Genomic DNA, 16799 nt, shown 5'->3' with positions numbered 1-16799 from the left:
TGTGACTAATTAATACGGTGTGATGGAAATGGAAAAACCAGATTACGAAAACGAGCAAATAAAAGTAACCAACCCAGAAAATCAACCAACGGAAACAGCAGTAAGTGATTCGCTTAATGCTGCTGATTTTTGGCAACGTTCCTTGCTGATGAATGGTTTAGGGTGGTTGGGAGCGATAAGCCTAACGGCACGCTTCGCGATCGCATTTCTTAGCAGTAGTATAGTTTGGGTAGACAATACTCACTCCCCGACAGCCCTCGCTGCACCTGACATCCCAGATATCATGCCCAAAGCAGTGCCAGACGCTCCCATCTCAGCAACAAAAGCGCCTGAGCCAGTATTCATTAGACGCACCCCCAACCCTTCACCCAGCAGCACCAGAACTCCCTCCCAAAACCGAGTTTCTCAATCTCGGAACAACAGTGGCAACAACAGCACCAACTCCTACATTGACCCAACAGATTACAGCATAGGAGCAACTACTAGACGAGATCTCCCCGGACGTTCCTATCAACCACCCAGCGCAGTAGTATTCCGGGAACGTAACAAACCACGTCAGCGAGTAGTTCGAGAACAATTCACTATTGAAGAGCCTAGCGCAGATGTAGCAACAGTCAGACCCAGAGCCAGAAGAAGTACTGTAACTGCTCGCCGTCGTGATACTTCCCGCACTCAAATTAGCCGCGCCCCCAGAACTTTCGACGTTGAGCGCCCAAGTTCTGCCGAAATCAGTCGCGCCCCTAGAACTTATGAAATCGAACGACGCACTCGTTCTACCGAAATCAGTCGCGCCCCTAGAACTTATGAAATCGAACGACGCACTCGTTCTACCGAAATCAGTCGCACCCCTAGAACTTATCAAATCGAACGACGCACTCGTTCTACCGAAATCAGTCGCGCCCCCAGAACTTATGAAATTGAGCGCATAACTATAGAACCTTCAAACTCCCGTGTTTCCCGAAAACGTTCCGATGAAGGAATACAGAATACCGAAACAGCTAGAGCAACGCGACGGCGAGGTACAACCATAGCAGCTGCCAATCAAGTCAGAGTAGGCCCAATTAAGGTAACTCCCAACGGCATCAGGATGAGTCGCAGTGGAGTGATTAGAAGGGGTGAAACTCAAATTGCCAGCACTAATATCAATGGGTTAATCGGTGGTTCCAGGAACAATCAAATTCCTCCTAATCGGGCTTTAAATTATTACTACAACTCCATCAACCCCAGCGATTCATCAGATAACGAATCCAACCGTACCAATCTAGCCATGATTTTCCCCTTGGCTATTCCCGCCCAAATTACTTCTATGTTTGGCTGGCGAATCCACCCTGTTACAGGCGAGAGGGGCTTTCATGCTGGCACAGATATTGGCGCACCGATGGGAACACCTGTGTTAGCGGCTCATGCGGGTAGGGTAGCCCTTGCTGATTTCTTGGGCGGTTACGGTTTGGCGGTGGTATTGCGTCACAATCAAGATGCACAAGAAACTCGCTACGGTCATCTATCCGAAGTTAGTGTTAAACCTGGAGATTGGGTAGAACAGGGCACAGTTATCGGTCGAGTTGGTGAGAGCGGTCATTCAAATGGCCCTCACCTGCATTTTGAAGTTCGGGAACAAACACCCCAAGGTTGGGTAGCTAAAGACCCCGGAGTGCAGTTGGAATATTCTCTAGCTCGATTGGTACGGGCTTTCCAAAGTGGTCAGGCAACTTTACCACAGGAAGTCCAACCTTATGAGGTGCCACCAAATACCTTACAAACAGAAAAGTTATCGCCCCAAGTTCCGATACCTAGCGCTGAGTTACCTGTAATCGCCATACCTGGAACGGATGCACCGCCTCCACTGTTTTCTGCTGGCGAGTGATTTCTAGCAGGGGAGCTCCAGGGGCAGAGGTGCAGAGGGGCAGAGGGGCACAGGGGCAGAGGTGCTCTCGGAGTTCTTCCCTAACCCCTACCCCCTACCCCCTAACCCCTAGTCCTCAGTCTTCAAACATACCCGTTTTCGATTAAGAATTCGGGTGTGATGCTTTGGGGTGATGTGCGGAAATTTACGAGTTTTTCGACGTATTTGCCCAAAATATCGGCTTCTAGGTTTACCGGGCTACCGTTTTTTAATAGGTAGAGGTTGGTGTGGGCGTAGGTGTGGGGAATGACTGCGACTTTGAACCATCTGCCGTCTGTGTTGGATTCGGCTACGGTTAAGCTGACACCGTTTACTGTGATGCTGCCTTTGGGGACGATGTAACGGGCGACTGATTCGGGGGCACTAAAACCCATTTCCCAAGAGTTGACGGTTTGTTCTACTGTTTCTAGACAACCTACTCCGTCAATGTGTCCGGTTACGAAGTGTCCGCCTAGTTTGCTTCCGACTCGAAGTGAGGTTTCTAGGTTGACGCTGTTGTATTCTAGTTTTTCTTTGCCTAAGCGGGTGCGACTGAGGGTTTCTCTTGAGGCGGTGGCTAGAAATCCTTGGGCTAGTATTTCTTCTACGGTGAGGCAGATGCCGTCTACGGCTACGCTGTCTCCGATCGCTAAATCCCCCAAAATCACATCTGCTGTCTGTTGGGCACAGGTGATGCTGACGCGATCGCCACTCTGAAATTGAATCGTTCCTAAGCTCTGAATTAGTCCTGTAAACACGGTTTTAAGAAAAATTTTATTTTTGGTTCCTAATTTTATGGTATATATGCCTCTCAAACCTACTTGTCCAACCAGCTGAGGAATGTAATTTTTTTAGGGAAATGTGAAAATTTTGCAGGCACGGTTAGGATCAGAGTCAAGAGCAGGGCATACTGGGAATGTAAAGACATTCTTATTGAATGGTATCGATTTGACTTTACTTGGCTATAACGCCAGTATTGAGTTGCATCGGTAACTCTCACAAACCCTAAACTCTAGGGTACTAACCTTAAAAAGTTCAGTACCAGATTATCGTATAAATGTAATCTCCTTTGCCAAAGGTATTCTATAGGCTAAACCAATGATAGAGATGAAAGTCGCTGGAATTGCAGTTGATGCAATCACGCGCAGCCCAATTGTACTCCTGAAAGATGGGACTGAGCGACGAGCTTTACCGATCTACATCGGTCAAGATCAGGCAAAGTCAATTATCGCTGCTTTGGAAAATCAACCGCCTCCCCGACCTCTGACCCACGATTTGCTGGTAAATATGTTGGAAGCGTGGGAAATGAAGGTGGAGCGAATTATTATTCACTCCCTACAGGACAATACTTTTTATGCGATCTTGACTGTTCGCAAAGGCGAGGTCAAAAAAGATATTGATGCTCGTCCTAGTGATGCGATCGCAGTGGCGTTGCGTACCCGTAGTCCCATCTGGGTGATGGAAGAGGTGATTGCTGATGCTTCTATTCCTGTAGATAGAGATGCTGATGAAGCAGAACAAAGGGCTTTCCGGGAATTTCTGGAAAATGTTAGACCCGAAGATTTGATTCAGCGACGTGGCTTCAGCAGTGGAGAAGCCTAACTGGTCTGATGTCACTAGTCTGATGTCATTAGTCCCCTTTTGACAAATCACAAATGACAGATGACAAATGACAATTGACAAATGACTAACTATGCGATATAGGCGTTTTGGTAAAACCAATCTCTGGCTCTCAGTGTTTTCTCTGGGGACTATGCGCTACTTGGAGTGTGAGGGTAATGCGATCGAAACTGTACAGCTTGCTGTGGCGCAAGGAATTAATCACATAGAAACAGCCAGAGGCTATGGAAAAAGTGAGGAGTATCTGGGAGCAGCATTAAGCGCTGGTTTAGATCTACCACGCTCCCAACTTTACATCACTAGTAAAATTGGGCCCACAGCCCAGGCTGATACCATGCGCCGCTATATTGATGAGTCTTTAGAGCGGTTGAAAGTTGATTATGTGGATTGTTTGGCGATTCATGGGTTAAATACTTGGGAACATTTAGATTGGGTAGAAAATGGCTGTGTTTCGGCGGTACAGCAAGCGATCGCAGATGGTCAAGTACGACATTTTGGTTTTTCTACTCACGGCCCTTTAGAATTGATTTTGAAGGCGATCGACTCTGGGTTATTTGAGTTTGTCAATCTGCATTATTATTACTTTTTCCAACGGAACGCCGCCGCCGTAGAATTAGCAGCACAAAAGGATTTGGGCGTTTTTATTATCTCACCTGCTGATAAGGGCGGACGCTTGTTTTCTCCACCACCAAAGTTAAAAGATTTGTGTGCGCCTTTATCTCCTTTAGCATTAAATTATCGGTTTTTGTTGAGCGATCGTCGCATTACTACCCTGAGTCTAGGAGCCGCTAATCCCAGCGAACTATCACAGCCTTTAAGTATAGCAGATCGAGATGACCCTCTGACAACTGAGGAATTAAAAATTTTAGCGGGTCTGCAAACCCATCAATCAGCTACTCTGGGAACAGACAAATGTAGCCAGTGTTATGCTTGTCTCCCTTGTCCCGAAAATATAAACATTCCTGAAGTTTTACGGCTGCGAAATCTTGCGGTTGCTTACGATATGACAGATTATGGTCAATATCGTTATCGAATGTTTGAAAATGCTGGACATTGGTTTCCCGGAGTTAAAGCTAACCGCTGTACTTCCTGCGGTGAATGTCTCCCCCGTTGTCCAGAAAATTTGGATATTCCCTCTCTGTTAAATGATACCCATCAACGCTTAAATGGCCCTAGTCGCCGCCGACTCTGGGAATAACTTTAGATCCCTTTAGATCCCCGACTTCTTCAAGAAGTCGGGGATCTGGGAAATCTGGAAAGCAACAAGTAATTTACCGAACCTGGATATGATTGCTCAATTATTAGTTAAAATTTCCGGGAAAAATCTAACATTTTGGCTAATTCTCCTCTTAGCTTGCTTTAATTTGCACCCCGTAAAAGCGCAAGAGCGACAGAGACTTGAGCAAAGAATACAAAACAATATCTGCCCTAAACCAATTACAGAAAATGAGATTTCCCAAACTCGTCTTACACCGCCTAGTATTTGGTGGGCTGCACAAAGATTTGGTGCGATGTTGTTAGACTTTTGGTTTACTTGTCCCGGACAAAGACGGGTATATTTAATAGTAAATCGGCAAATTTGGAATTCACTAAATTATGTAGAAAGATACGCATTTGTGAATCATTTTGGTACTTATTCCCGCCCGGATGGATACAATGTGGAAGTATTAAATCCCCAATTAGAAAATTTAGGGGCTTATCGATGTGATTATAGTGGAAATCCCAACAATTGCAATTTGTGGGTGGAAAGTTTTGGTAATTATGCGCCGCCGCCTTTGCGATCGCCTAAACCTAAACCCTGAAACCGAATTTCCCGCCACAATTTTAAGTACTGCTGTTGCACTTTTTCGGAAAGTGGTAAGAGAAATTCACTTCTTTGGTAAACTTCTGGAGAGGGGAAAAATAACTTTCTCTGGCGGATACTTTTTGGTAATTCATCCAAACTTTCGCCAGCAAAAATTGGGGAAGCAGCTTTCCCAAAGCGGGAGAATAAAGTTGCTATTTCTGGTTGCCAACCAAAATCAATCCAATCCCTAGCTAAACTAAAATTATCATTAGCTTTAGCTGGACGAACCCATAAATCTGCCCAGAGAGAGGTTCCCGATTGGGGAATTACTGCTCCAATCATGTTTGGGTAGCGTTGAATTATCGGTAAAATATCTGTAGACCAACCCACAGCTAACCAAGTGTCTCCCAAAATCAAGGGTTGTAAATAGGTATTATCGCTATAAAATTTTACCTGTCGATCGAGTGCCTTGAGTTCTGATTTGATCTGAGGAATTTTAGCTAATTCTTGAGTGTTGTAAGAGTATTGGGGATTAATTTTTTTCAAGGTTAAACCGATGACTTCTCTGGGTTGATCGGGTAAAGAAATGCGATCGCGCAACTCCTCTTTCCATAAATCATTCCAATCTTGAGGCGGATTTAAACCTTCAGCTTTAAATTTATCCCGATGGTAAACAATCATTGTCGTACCCCAACGATAAGGCGCACCCCAAACCTGTCCTTTTAAGTCAATATTTCCCTGTTGATTGCGGCGCACTAATCGCTGGTATTGGGGAGGTAATTTTTCCCATTGTTTCAATTGAGTGGGATCTAAAGGTTGAATTAACTTTTGCTTGATCGCATATGCTAACCAATAATCTCCTAAAGTGACTAAATCTGCGATCGAACTCGCTTTTTCTCTCCCAGCTAACAGAGGAAGCCTTGACCACCAATTTTGAGATTTTGGTTTTTCTTGTAAACTAGTGAACAAGCTAATTAGTTGTGCTTCTACCGTTAAATCTAATTCACCTATCTGCTTAAATTCTTGGCGAAATTTATTTAATAGCTGAGCCGGAATAGAATCTTTCAGCAGTCTAATTCTTAAACTTGCCTGTTGGGGACTACTACAACCTGTGACTAAACTGGAAATCGCTAGAGTACTAGTACCTAATAAAAAATCGCGTCGCTTCATTTAACCTTAAATTGGCAATTTTGCTAGTTAATTTTTCCAAAGGGGATTTTTGTCAATAAGGATGTTTAATTGACCGTGAATTTACCTTAGCTACAAACAAAGTAACTAGTTTAATTAAGTTAACATAATTCCCTGGGGAAAATCTGGTTTTGCAGCTGGCAATAGCAACCAATGAGTAAAATTTCCCCTCACCTGAGAAAGATTGCGTAAGGAGTTTGGCAAAAGTTAAATGATTCATAAGCCAGCCAAATTTTAAGAGTTTATTCTGTAGGATAGAGGGATAGACTTAATATCATGGGGGTATAAGATGGATTCGATAAAAAATCAAGTTAATGGATTGAATGACAAGATAGATACTCTTTGCCAATTGGTTGAACATTTGAATGAGAGGATGGGGGAAATTTTGTCAGAAATCAAGAGATCGACCCCAAAAGATACGGATCAGTTTATTGGTAGAGTCGGAGAACGCCCATCTTACAGTAGTTTGAGTAGAGTAGATGCTGCCTTAGCACACAAAGATATTTTGATAGATAACAGCTACTCAGACTCGAACTCAGCAAATCGGGAAAAAGAGTTAGGGCCGGAAATTCAAATTCAACGCTTGACGGCACAACTAACAGCAGCATACAACCGAATTGCTGCCTTAGAAGAACAATTACTAGCTAAAAGAGTTTATTAACGATTTGGCGGTGAAATTTTACTGATTTTGTTCTAACCGTGCTGCTAAAAGTTCGACAGCGTGGAGAAGTTGGCTATGATTCCAACCTCCATAAAGCTCAGCTGCAATACAAGCTGCACCTGCTCCGACTCCTTCTTTGACGTATCCCTGCTCATAAACTCGTAATTTTTCATAGCAAGAATTAGCAAAACTGAAGTTATTACTCAGCAAAGGAACTGAACCAACAATTTGAGCTAAACCTATTGTGTCACCTGTAGGATCTTCTGCTACCCAGGGAGTTGTACCGACGACTATTTGTTCCTGTTGCCAAGGTAAAGAAAATTCTGTGACTATAGCCTGAATTAAGGCATAAACAGCTAACATTTGGGTACCTCCAGCGAGCATTACCCCGGAAATTCTACTAGCGGCGATCGCCATTCCCGCAACTACAATTTGCATGGGATCGCCAACAGCTGCTACTAATTGCAGTGCCCCCAAAGCAGTGGGGAATTTGTCAAAATCGAGCCAACCAGCTGCTTTTAGTCCCTGCTGTACCACCGCCCACTTTTGTTGATGATTACATTGCGGGTGACTACTATTAACTTTACCAACAGCAGCAAAACCTAAACCAGTGAGTACTGCCAATGCAGTAGTAGTTCCGCCAACTACACATTCACTTAAAATTAGCCAACTTGATGGATGTAGGGTGGCTAACTTTTCTCCCCAAACTAACCCTTGATTTAGCAAACTTTTAACTATAGCTAGATCGAGGGCTTTTCCTGTAGTTAAACAATTAGCCGCTTCACCTCCTAAATCAATTGTTGGGATCGCTGGTGGTTGCAGTAAACCTGCATTAAATATATAGAGAGGCAAGGAAAGAGACTCAACCACAGCACGAGAAATTAATACTGGAGAAGCGCCTGCGTGCAATGGTGGCAAGGGATATTTTGGCCCTGGTGAAGGGCCATTATATAAAAATTCTGCATCAGCTAGGGCGGTATATTTGCGATCGCAAGGAGTCGCCCCCGCCGCAGAAATTCCCGGAATTAACCCAGTTTCCGTAAATCCCAACACACAAGCAAACACAGGTTGACAACCGCGATACCTTTGCAACCAACCTTTTCCCTGTTCTTCTTGCGTGTAAATTTTAATCATAGTTTTAATCAAGGGGACTGGGAATGACAGGCAAGATGCCTGTCCTACAGGACTGGGGAGCTTTCGGAGATTACGGAGTTTTTCCCTAACCCCTAACCCCTAACCCCTAACCCCGCCCTAGTCCCCAATCCCTGCCTCTACTCTTCATAATCCAAAATCACTTGTACCCAATGGGGAGGTTCGGGGATGGGGTTGCCTAAGCGTTGTAGTAATAGCCAGGAGGCGATATGGACGACGAAGAGGTAGACTAAGTTGCTGAGGAAGACCATTGCGATCGCAATCACGTTAATCAAAAATATACTTGGTTCTATTAATAGTCCCAATTTGAGGAATACCCAATCTAAAAAATTTGTTACTTGAGTAATGCCATAAACCCAGAGATCTTCCCCTAAAAGCACCGAAAGCAGCCAAAATCGGAAAAAGAAACCGATGCTGCCTAAGAGTGCGCCTAAAAAAATTGATACTGCCCAATTAGTTCTGCGCCGCCAACAAGCACCCAACAGGACACCCAACAACCCAAAGGGAATGAAAAACTGAATACTGCGAGGCGGTCCCATCAACACTGATAATAATAACCCAGAAACTAAAGCCGACATCCAAGCGGCTCTTGCTCCCCAACGCAGGTAAACTAAAGCAATGGGAACTGGGAAAAAGATTCGCAGTACTGGGCCCAAAGGAAAGTAAAAATTGACTAACCAAATTAAGCTGGCAGTACTAGCTAAAAATGCCGTTTCTACCAATGCCAAGGGCACAGTTGACTGCACTTGCGTTTGCGGTAGCCCAGTTGGAGAGTTAGATTTACCAGCATTTTCATCTGCGGGATCTCGGAAAGATTCACTCATGCAAATTGCCAAAAGGTAAGCAGGTTTAAACAATCATTTTTTCCAGAGCATTTAGGTCAGGAATTCTCAGAATATCCTGATCCCGCTTAATTAAGCCTTTCTTTTCTAGCTTCGTCAATACTCTGGTGACAGTTTCTCTTGCTAGTCCACTCAAGCTACTCAATTCTCGGTGTGGGAGGTTGGGAATTTCTACCCCTTCAGTAGTTTGTTTTCCCTGCCCATCTGCCAAGAATAGTATTGTGTCGGCTACTCGTGACATACTATCAGACTCTCTTAACCGGAGTCGGCGATTGACTTGGCGCAAACGCCGCCCCATCAATTGTGCCAGACGAACTCCTGCCATTGGCTCGGAATAAATTAATTTGACAAAATCCTGAGCAGGCATATTGCCAATTATTGTGGGAGCCAAGGTGATGACATCGGTGGAACGAGGCACTTCATCAAGTGCCGCCATTTCACCAAAGATTTCTCCTTTCCCCAAAATATTCAGGGTTACTTCTTTGCCTTCTAGATTGTACGTGCGAATTTTCACCCAACCTTCGAGAATGAAGTAAACTGAACTCCCCCAGTCATTTTCTAGCAAAATTACTTGGTTTGCTGGATGATTACGGGTAACAAGGTGGGCTGTAGCATTTTCAACGGTACCTTCTGGTAAACCTTTGAAAAAAGGCGTTGAACGGATTAGAGTATGGTTTCGGTCTTCCATCAGACCATTCTTTCACTAAGACTATGTTGAGTAAATAAACTAAAAATCAATAGGGGCTGATTAGAGTTTGGTAGGCTGATAAGTTGGCATAGTATCAGATTTAGTAGGACTGCAAATCAATGATAACTAATTGACCGCAGTATCTTCGGGGAACAGGAGTTCCGCCTAGAACTATGGTTTAGTGTCTAAAATTGACACGCTCAGTACGATTGCAGCACTCTATAGAGATTATCACGAAAAACAACGAGATGGTTAGTTTAAGAGCGATCGCTCTTTGGCCTCACACTGAATATATCCTTGCAATTTTTGTAAATTTATGGTAAAGAAGAACAGGAAAACCCAATAAATTTACCTAGCATCTTGATTGTAACTAGTAAGTAAATTAAGATTAACAACGAGGAATTCCCGGATAGAAGCAAAGACTGAACTAACCTGTGGAGTCAATCTAAAATCTAAAATCTAAAATCGAAAATCGAATGACGTTCCAAACAGCTAAAATCCAAGCACTGATTGCTGAGATTGATGCAGTACTTAGCAAAGATAGTAAATTCCGCTTTAGTTGGTTGGTGGGGGATGGGAATGCCGATCGGCAAATGTTGCAGCGAGTTCGCCAACAGCTGCAAAAATGGCAGGAACAATTAACCATAGTACAAGCTACGGGCGCGGAAACTCAAGTCGCAGAAATCGCCAGTTACCAAATTTGGGTAGAGCAAACTGATGCGTCAGACGAGCGATCGCTATTATCAGAATCATTAGAGACAGAAATTGCCTTATTGCAGCAACAAAAGCAAGAATTATTAAATGAAATTCGGCAGTTACAGCAACAACGACAAGCATTAATTGAGCCAGAAGTATTAGTTGAGCAACAACAATTTATTACAGAATTCTCCCAAGAATTAATCAACCGATTGCAGGAAACTGTCAATCAACAATTGGCGGAAACTCTAGAGAAAATTCAAGCTGTTCAGTTGCTAAATCAAGAGGTAGAAACTACCTGGCAGCAGGAAACAGAATCGCCAAAACTGCAATTTATTGAATTAGAAACAACAGCAATCAATCCTGAATTGGAATTAATCGGAGCGTCAGTCAAACCACTACCTTATGCTGGTGTGGAGTTGACAAAAGAAATTAGTACAGCATCAGTCGAAGCACTGCCTGATAATGGTGTGGAGTTGACAACAGAAATTAGTGAAAACCTAGAAAACGCAGATTTTATCATATCGCAATTAAAGCAGAACGATACAATTTCTGCTTTGACAGATTTAATAGAAGATGCAGCTGAAACTACGGCATCGCCAGAAGAAGATTTGCTGACAACTGACTTAGCAGTTACTAAACCAAAAGTAGACCTTTGGTTAGGAAATAATATTGTAGAACAGTTAAATGAAGACCTTTCTGAATTAGAAGCAGTTGAGCAACTGGAGGTTCTCCCGCCAGAAGGTATTATAGAAACTATTACATCTGCTACTGAAAGTAATGATTTAGATTTAAATGAAGACCTTTATGAATTAGGAGGAGTTGAGCAACTGGAGGTTCTCCCACTAGAAGATATTATAGAAACTATTAGCGATGCTACTGATAGTATCGATTTTGATTTGGCGGCTGCTGTGGAACAGGAACAAGAAAAAATAAATGCAGCAATTCCCGAAGATATTTTGGCAGAGTTTGAAGACTTATTTGGTGATTCTAATAGCAGTTCTATGGCGGTAATTAATGCAGAATTAAACCCGTCAGAAACTCCAGAATTAGCACCTAACCAAGAATCTGTGGAGGCGGAAAAAAAAAACTAAAATCCAAGTCGCCCAGTAAGAAAAAACGAAAAGAGAAAGTGAAAAATGAGCCGCAGATGTTGGCTGCAAATGCAGAAAATTCTTTGAAAGAATCAGGTTCATTAAATCTGGCTCATCAAATAGAACAAAGATTAATTTCTCGTCCTACTCCTGCTTCTCTGTTGTCTTTGCGTCCTTTACCTCCTTTACCTGCTGCTTTGCCTAGCGTTTGGTATTTAGGAATGGATATTGGTACGACAGGACTTGCTGCTGTGTTGTTCAACAAGTCTACTAAAAAAGTTTATCCGATTAGTTGGTTGGTTACAGAACAGACAGATTTATCAAAAAATTGTGCTTGCTTACCAATCAATTTTGCTGGGAAAGCATTACCAAAAAACTTTAAAAGTTATTTAAACGTTGCGCTACCTTATTACTCGGAGCAAACGGGAAAATCCGAACCAGTATTTAAGTACTCAGAACCTCAAGAAAGTGAGAGTTTAGCTTTAGAACAGGCAATTTATCCAGAAATTCCAGGGATTGAATTAAGGGAAATCATTTCAGAAATAACAGTGCTGTTGTCATATTTGAATCCGGGTGAAAACCGGGAAAATTTGCCGTCCCAATCAAGTAATTTGGTTAATGGTAGCTTTGCTGAAGGGTTAGCAGCAGAAGATTTGGCAGCGGCGATCGCAGATTTGGCGGGAATTTTTGTAAGTTGTCCGGCTAATTGTTCAGAAGCTTATCGGTTTAATATTAGAGAAGGGATTTTAGCATCTGGATTGGTGAATAATGGGGAGCAAATTTGTTTTGTGGAGGAAGCGATCGCATCCCTCTTAACAGAACTACATTTTCAGGCAAACAAGTTAACAACCACAGAAAATATTGCCGATATTACTACCAAATATAACTCAGGAAATTACCCACTTCGTTGGCAAGGTGAAACTTTAGTCATACATTCTGGAGCTAATACCACAGAATTAGCACTAGTTGACTTACCAGAAAAACTGCAATATTTAACTTACCAAGACTTTACCCTTCGCAGTTTTCCCTACGCAGGTAATCACCTCGATCAAGACATTGTTTGTCAATTACTTTTAAATGGGGAATCAGAAATCGAAAAACCCTTACCCGGTGAACCTGACTTATTAACTCGCCAGCAATTACAAATGCGCTTGTCAAGTAGCGAATGGGGAAAAACATTGTTGTCAGCAGCGAGTTATTTAAAAGTAACTTTACCACAAGAAGATAGTTTCACTTTCACTCTAGGAGAAGAAGATCGAGAAATCAGGAAACAAGATTTACAAAAGCGTGTAATTACTCGTTTTGTCCAAAGCTTAAATCGAGAATTAAACACACTTTTAACCCAAGGTGGTAGTTCTGTCGAAGCAATAACCCAAATTATTTGTACAGGTAAAACTACCATGTTTCCCGGTTTAACTACTTGGTTACGCCAAAAATTTCCTAATGCTAAAGTCATCCAAGAAGCCGAAATAAAATCAACAATCAAACCAGAAAACCGAGTGGCTACAGGATTGGCTATTTTACCACTTTATGGACAACTTATAGACAATTCTCGACAGCAGTATAACGATTACTTCTTACTTTTGGAACTTTTACGTACCTTTGGCGAAACACCACTTTCCATTGGTAAAATTATCAACTTATTGGAACGTAAAGGTATTAATATTCGTGCTTGTCAACAAAGGTTATTTGCTTTTTTATCGGGTGAACTTCCCGCAGGTTTAGTTCCTACAGAATTAGATGCAGGTTTACTAACAGAAGCATCTTGGCGAAATAGAGATTATCAAGCCATTAGAACCGGAAAATTGTTTTTAGATCTGGAAAATCAAACATATTCCCTAAATTCTGATTATGCTCAACATTTACGAGGTTATTTAACTGCGGTTTTAGCTCGTACTTACCAAAAATTAGAAGAACCATACACAATTTACTGGTTGGCAACCGTAGAAAAGTAAATATATAGGAAATTTATCCGACTAACGCAAGTTGCCAAATCGCAACTCAGTTTGACAATCCGGGGCCGATCTTTTACAGTCAAAAGCGTTGTGGTTTAAACGGTCGAATTTTCCGCATCTGGAAATTTCGCTCAATGGTAGTGGAAGCAGAAAACCTCAAGCATTTAGTCAAAAATCAAGCCAAAGGTCACATCTTCAAAAATGACAATGACCCCCGCATCACCAAAGTTGGTCGTTTCCTGCGCCGCACTAGCTTAGATGAATTACCCCAATTTTGGAATGTTTTACTAGGAGATATGAGTTTAGTCGGAACTCGTCCACCCACAGTTGATGAAGTGGAAAAATACGAAATTCACCACTGGGAAAGGTTGCAAGTTAAACCCGGTATTACAGGCGAATGGCAAGCAAATGGTCGTTCTACCAGACTTTGAGGACATTGTGCGGATGGATGTTGACTATCAGCGCAAATGGTCGGTTGCTTATGATATCTATTTAATTTTTCAGACAATTTGGGTAGTTTTGGCTAAAAAAGGTGCTTGTTAAGTGTTTTAACTAAGATGATGGCAGCATTCAGGGTGCTTACTACCTCAAATTTACGCAGACACTATATAAATTATTAGTAAATATTAAGTACTTTCACTGTGGCATTTTGCCATGATAAAGTGAGATAGATTGAATATAAGATTTAGTGAGTGATGATTTAGGCTTTTTCTTTATTTAACTTAGTAAAGAAATTACTTAATATTTGTTAAATTGGCAAACTTACAACCTAGTACGACTACCGAAAATTGTGGCGAATCAACGAGGGGACAAATTTAGTAAAGAAAATCGTAATTGGCAAGGATCGATCGGTGCAAATTCTCTTAATCCTTATGTCAAAGGAACTGATCTCCGGGGTGCGTATCTCAGAGGCGCTTACTTAAGGAAAGCGGAATTAAAAAAAGTGGATTTGCGGGAAGTTTGCTTAACTTTCGCCGATTTAATTGAGGCAAATTTGAGTGAGGCTTGTCTTACTTTAGCTAATTTAAGCGAAGCTTGTCTGAACTTATCTAATTTGAGGAGAGCAGTACTCACTGAAGCTAACTTATGGAAAGTAAACTTAGTTGGTGCAGATTTGCATCAGGCAGATTTACGAAGAGCTAATTTCTGCAAAGCGAACTTAGTGGGCGCTAATTTGGAAGAAGCTAATTTATGTGGCGCAAATTTATGTGACGCAGATTTAAGTAGCACAGATTTGCGGGGAGTAAAGTTACAAAATGCTGTTTATAACTTAGCAACTCGTTACCCAGAAAGTTTTGATATCGCTAAAGCCGGGGCTTATTTAATAGGCCCGAATATGTTGCTACCACAGATTAATTTAAGTGGTGTTGCTCTGAGTGATACAGATTTGCGAGGCACAGATTTGCGAAGGGCAAATTTAAGAGAAACTAACTTGAGTAATGCTAATTTAGTTGCAGCTAATTTGAGTGGGGTAAATTTAAGTGGGGCTAATTTAACTGGCGCTGATTTACGAGAAGTGATTTTGAAAAAAGCTGTTTATACTCGGCGAACTCGTTTTTCTGATGATGTTGATCCTCTCAAGTTAGGTGCTTATTTGATTGCGCCTGATGTATCTTTAGTAGAAGTAAATTTAAGTGATGTAGACATTTGTGGTGCAGATTTGCGAGGTGCTAATTTAAGTCGTGCTAATCTAACAGGCGTAGAGATGAGGAGCGTAGACTTGAGTAAGGCAAACTTGCGACAAGCTCTGTTAGAAACAGCAAAACTCCAAGATGCAGATTTGAAAGCTGCGGATTTGACTAAAGCAAATTTGAAACAGGCTAATTTGAGTAATGCTGATTTGCGCCTTGTGAATTTGACTAAGGCAAATTTAATCGGCGCAAATCTGACAGGTGCGGATTTACGGGGGGCGGATTTGATGGGAGTGTGCTTAAATCAAGCTAATCTAAGTAATGTGGATTTACGTAATGTAGATTTGACGAGGGCGGATTTACGAGGGGCGAATTTGAGTGGTGTAGATTTTTCCCAAGTAGATTGTACAGGGATAATTTTAGATGAGGGAAGTGCGTTGGCGTAGCCTGCCAAGATTGCATATCGCCATTCCCCACCCCGACAAAGAATTTGCCGGACACACTCTTAAGAGGCAGTGAAATTTTAATATAGACTTAGCAACCTAGTAGAGAATGAATATTTATGAGTTCGCCAGAAATTTACAAAGGTTGGATCATTGAAGCTAGACCAGTTTTTTGCGTAGAAGTTTGGAACGCTGGTGGTAAATGCTTTATTCCCGTTCACAACGCTAAGAATGCCAAAGAAGCGCTGAAAATGGCAAAGCGTTGGATTGATATGCAAATGGAAGATGAACAGCAAAATTTAGAAATTAATGATGATATATCGCCAGATTTTGATGATGATGATATGCCGTTTTGAGGTAGTGGGTAGTGGGTAGTTGGTTTTGATTGGCGATTCAATAATCAGCGATTATAGAGGTGCTGGTTATATAAATTGTTATTTGTTTATAGTATTTGATTTATTTTTTAGGGAATTTGCGATCGCACTAAAAATTCACTAACAAATCCCAAAGGGCAACTATTGACCCCGCCCTGGTTTGCAGTCTGCAAAACCCAATGCTTCAGAATCAAGAAAGCTGGCTATTGCCATTTCCACAACGGTTTCGATCGGGTATTCAATTTCAGCAGCGCGTGCAACTAAAGCAAGCTGGATTCGTTCGGGTAGGCGATCGAGGATAGCTTGAGCGTCAGCAGCAGATAATTGTTCTAAGCTATTAGTCTGCATAGGATCTAACTTTCTGGAGGAATTTGGACGTTGTAGGGTGGCTCAGTTGCTCTTAAAATAACTGTTTCTAGCTCTAATAGTAGCGCAGGAGTTTCCCAAGGTGAGAGCAAATAGATCGCAATACGGACATCTTCATCATTGTATCGATCGAGCCATGCCCATAAGAAGGCTTTGTGACCACCGCTAAAGCGCCCACGCAAACTTTTGGTTTTGCCAATGTAAAGTAGTCCTTCGGTGCGATGTCTGACTGCGTAGAGTCCAGGGCGGGGTGGAATGTTGTTAAAGCTGCGAGTTATTGGTTGGCATTGCTCAAAGGGAATTGATGCTAGAGTATTGAGAATTTGGCGGGCTTGTTGTTGGATGGAATCGGTCATGGAAATTGGGAGACGCAAGCGGTGTTTCTATCCTACAAGTATTACCCGCATTCCCCAATTCAATT

Annotated in this window: 16 protein-coding genes and 1 pseudogene; 10 read left to right on the top strand and 7 right to left on the bottom strand. The window is 42.2% G+C overall.

Annotation, left to right across the window (positions count from 1 at the left end; all coding sequences use genetic code 11):
* Positions 1-28: 28 nt before the first annotated feature.
* Complete coding sequence (locus tag ACE1CI_RS30765) at positions 29-1864, top strand: peptidoglycan DD-metalloendopeptidase family protein (protein ID WP_496615934.1); 1836 nt, start codon at positions 29-31, stop codon at positions 1862-1864.
* Between the two features lie 122 nt (positions 1865-1986).
* Here the strand turns inward: ACE1CI_RS30765 and ACE1CI_RS30760 are convergent, their stop codons facing one another.
* On the bottom strand, positions 1987-2640 hold the full coding sequence (locus ACE1CI_RS30760) for a riboflavin synthase (protein ID WP_413266832.1): 654 nt from the start codon (positions 2638-2640) through the stop codon (positions 1987-1989).
* Between the two features lie 340 nt (positions 2641-2980).
* On the opposite strand from ACE1CI_RS30760, the gene ACE1CI_RS30755 reads away from it, so the two are divergent.
* From ACE1CI_RS30755 to ACE1CI_RS30745, 3 genes are all read left to right on the top strand, one after another.
* Positions 2981-3484, top strand: coding sequence for a bifunctional nuclease family protein (locus ACE1CI_RS30755; protein ID WP_413266831.1), 504 nt, complete (start codon positions 2981-2983; stop codon positions 3482-3484).
* A gap of 91 nt (positions 3485-3575) precedes the next feature.
* Complete coding sequence (locus ACE1CI_RS30750) at positions 3576-4700, top strand: aldo/keto reductase (protein ID WP_413266830.1); 1125 nt, start codon at positions 3576-3578, stop codon at positions 4698-4700.
* Positions 4701-4788: 88 nt separating this feature from the next.
* Positions 4789-5304 carry a hypothetical protein gene (locus ACE1CI_RS30745; protein ID WP_413266829.1) on the top strand — a complete coding sequence of 172 codons (516 nt, stop codon included), beginning with the start codon at positions 4789-4791 and terminating at the stop codon, positions 5302-5304.
* On the opposite strand, the gene ACE1CI_RS30740 is transcribed toward ACE1CI_RS30745, so the two are convergent.
* The gene (locus ACE1CI_RS30740) at positions 5262-6458 is read right to left on the bottom strand and encodes an extracellular solute-binding protein (protein WP_413266828.1); all 1197 of its coding nucleotides are present in this window, start codon (positions 6456-6458) and stop codon (positions 5262-5264) included. The two genes, ACE1CI_RS30745 and ACE1CI_RS30740, sit on opposite strands and share 43 nt — an antisense overlap.
* A gap of 307 nt (positions 6459-6765) precedes the next feature.
* Between ACE1CI_RS30740 and ACE1CI_RS30735 the strand changes: the two genes are divergently transcribed.
* On the top strand, positions 6766-7137 hold the full coding sequence (locus ACE1CI_RS30735) for a hypothetical protein (protein WP_413266827.1): 372 nt from the start codon (positions 6766-6768) through the stop codon (positions 7135-7137).
* An 18-nt stretch (positions 7138-7155) separates the two neighbouring features.
* Here ACE1CI_RS30735 and cobT read toward each other — a convergent pair whose 3' ends face one another.
* From cobT to ACE1CI_RS30720, 3 genes are all read right to left on the bottom strand, one after another.
* Positions 7156-8271, bottom strand: coding sequence for a nicotinate mononucleotide-dependent phosphoribosyltransferase CobT (gene cobT, locus ACE1CI_RS30730; protein WP_413266826.1), 1116 nt, complete (start codon positions 8269-8271; stop codon positions 7156-7158).
* Positions 8272-8408: 137 nt separating this feature from the next.
* Positions 8409-9113, bottom strand: coding sequence for a DUF2232 domain-containing protein (locus ACE1CI_RS30725; protein ID WP_413266825.1), 705 nt, complete (start codon positions 9111-9113; stop codon positions 8409-8411).
* A gap of 25 nt (positions 9114-9138) precedes the next feature.
* Positions 9139-9819 (bottom strand): Crp/Fnr family transcriptional regulator, encoded by a 681-nt coding sequence (locus tag ACE1CI_RS30720; RefSeq protein ID WP_413266824.1) that lies wholly within the window; start codon positions 9817-9819, stop codon positions 9139-9141.
* A 476-nt stretch (positions 9820-10295) separates the two neighbouring features.
* On the opposite strand from ACE1CI_RS30720, the gene ACE1CI_RS30715 reads away from it, so the two are divergent.
* The 5 genes and pseudogenes from ACE1CI_RS30715 to ACE1CI_RS30695 all read left to right on the top strand — a co-directional run bounded on the left by ACE1CI_RS30715 (position 10296) and on the right by ACE1CI_RS30695 (position 15994).
* Entirely contained in the window at positions 10296-11609 is a 1314-nt protein-coding gene (locus ACE1CI_RS30715) for a hypothetical protein (protein ID WP_413266823.1), read from the top strand.
* A 38-nt stretch (positions 11610-11647) separates the two neighbouring features.
* On the top strand, positions 11648-13564 hold the full coding sequence (locus tag ACE1CI_RS30710) for a hypothetical protein (RefSeq protein ID WP_413266822.1): 1917 nt from the start codon (positions 11648-11650) through the stop codon (positions 13562-13564).
* Between the two features lie 38 nt (positions 13565-13602).
* A pseudogene (locus tag ACE1CI_RS30705) lies at positions 13603-14107 on the top strand (sugar transferase); the annotation flags it as partial.
* 247 nt (positions 14108-14354) lie between these two features.
* On the top strand, positions 14355-15641 hold the full coding sequence (locus tag ACE1CI_RS30700) for a pentapeptide repeat-containing protein (protein WP_413266821.1): 1287 nt from the start codon (positions 14355-14357) through the stop codon (positions 15639-15641).
* 116 nt (positions 15642-15757) lie between these two features.
* Positions 15758-15994, top strand: coding sequence for a hypothetical protein (locus ACE1CI_RS30695; protein WP_413266820.1), 237 nt, complete (start codon positions 15758-15760; stop codon positions 15992-15994).
* A gap of 159 nt (positions 15995-16153) precedes the next feature.
* Here ACE1CI_RS30695 and ACE1CI_RS30690 read toward each other — a convergent pair whose 3' ends face one another.
* Both ACE1CI_RS30690 and ACE1CI_RS30685 read right to left on the bottom strand, forming a co-directional pair.
* Positions 16154-16360: a hypothetical protein gene (locus ACE1CI_RS30690; protein WP_413266819.1), complete on the bottom strand. Its 207-nt coding sequence runs from the start codon at positions 16358-16360 to the stop codon at positions 16154-16156.
* Positions 16361-16365: 5 nt separating this feature from the next.
* The gene (locus tag ACE1CI_RS30685) at positions 16366-16734 is read right to left on the bottom strand and encodes a GIY-YIG nuclease family protein (protein ID WP_413266818.1); all 369 of its coding nucleotides are present in this window, start codon (positions 16732-16734) and stop codon (positions 16366-16368) included.
* Positions 16735-16799: the final 65 nt, after the last annotated feature.

This window comes from Floridaenema flaviceps BLCC-F50 (genome assembly GCF_041929275.2).
GTDB lineage: Bacteria > Cyanobacteriota > Cyanobacteriia > Cyanobacteriales > Aerosakkonemataceae > Floridanema > Floridanema flaviceps.
This window is presented reverse-complemented; position numbering and strand designations above follow the sequence as displayed.

Excerpts from the sequence above, each read along its gene's own strand:
- ACE1CI_RS30765 (WP_496615934.1), top strand. The coding sequence starts at position 29 with ATGGAAAAACCAGATTACGAAAACGAGCAAATAAAAGTAACCAACCCA.
- ACE1CI_RS30755 (WP_413266831.1), top strand. The coding sequence starts at position 2,981 with ATGATAGAGATGAAAGTCGCTGGAATTGCAGTTGATGCAATCACGCGC.
- ACE1CI_RS30750 (WP_413266830.1), top strand. The coding sequence starts at position 3,576 with ATGCGATATAGGCGTTTTGGTAAAACCAATCTCTGGCTCTCAGTGTTT.
- ACE1CI_RS30745 (WP_413266829.1), top strand. The coding sequence starts at position 4,789 with ATGATTGCTCAATTATTAGTTAAAATTTCCGGGAAAAATCTAACATTT.
- ACE1CI_RS30740 (WP_413266828.1), bottom strand. The coding sequence starts at position 6,458 with ATGAAGCGACGCGATTTTTTATTAGGTACTAGTACTCTAGCGATTTCC.
- ACE1CI_RS30735 (WP_413266827.1), top strand. The coding sequence starts at position 6,766 with ATGGATTCGATAAAAAATCAAGTTAATGGATTGAATGACAAGATAGAT.
- cobT (WP_413266826.1), bottom strand. The coding sequence starts at position 8,271 with ATGATTAAAATTTACACGCAAGAAGAACAGGGAAAAGGTTGGTTGCAA.
- ACE1CI_RS30725 (WP_413266825.1), bottom strand. The coding sequence starts at position 9,113 with ATGAGTGAATCTTTCCGAGATCCCGCAGATGAAAATGCTGGTAAATCT.
- ACE1CI_RS30720 (WP_413266824.1), bottom strand. The coding sequence starts at position 9,819 with ATGGAAGACCGAAACCATACTCTAATCCGTTCAACGCCTTTTTTCAAA.
- ACE1CI_RS30715 (WP_413266823.1), top strand. The coding sequence starts at position 10,296 with ATGACGTTCCAAACAGCTAAAATCCAAGCACTGATTGCTGAGATTGAT.
- ACE1CI_RS30695 (WP_413266820.1), top strand. The coding sequence starts at position 15,758 with ATGAGTTCGCCAGAAATTTACAAAGGTTGGATCATTGAAGCTAGACCA.
- ACE1CI_RS30690 (WP_413266819.1), bottom strand. The coding sequence starts at position 16,360 with ATGCAGACTAATAGCTTAGAACAATTATCTGCTGCTGACGCTCAAGCT.
- ACE1CI_RS30685 (WP_413266818.1), bottom strand. The coding sequence starts at position 16,734 with ATGACCGATTCCATCCAACAACAAGCCCGCCAAATTCTCAATACTCTA.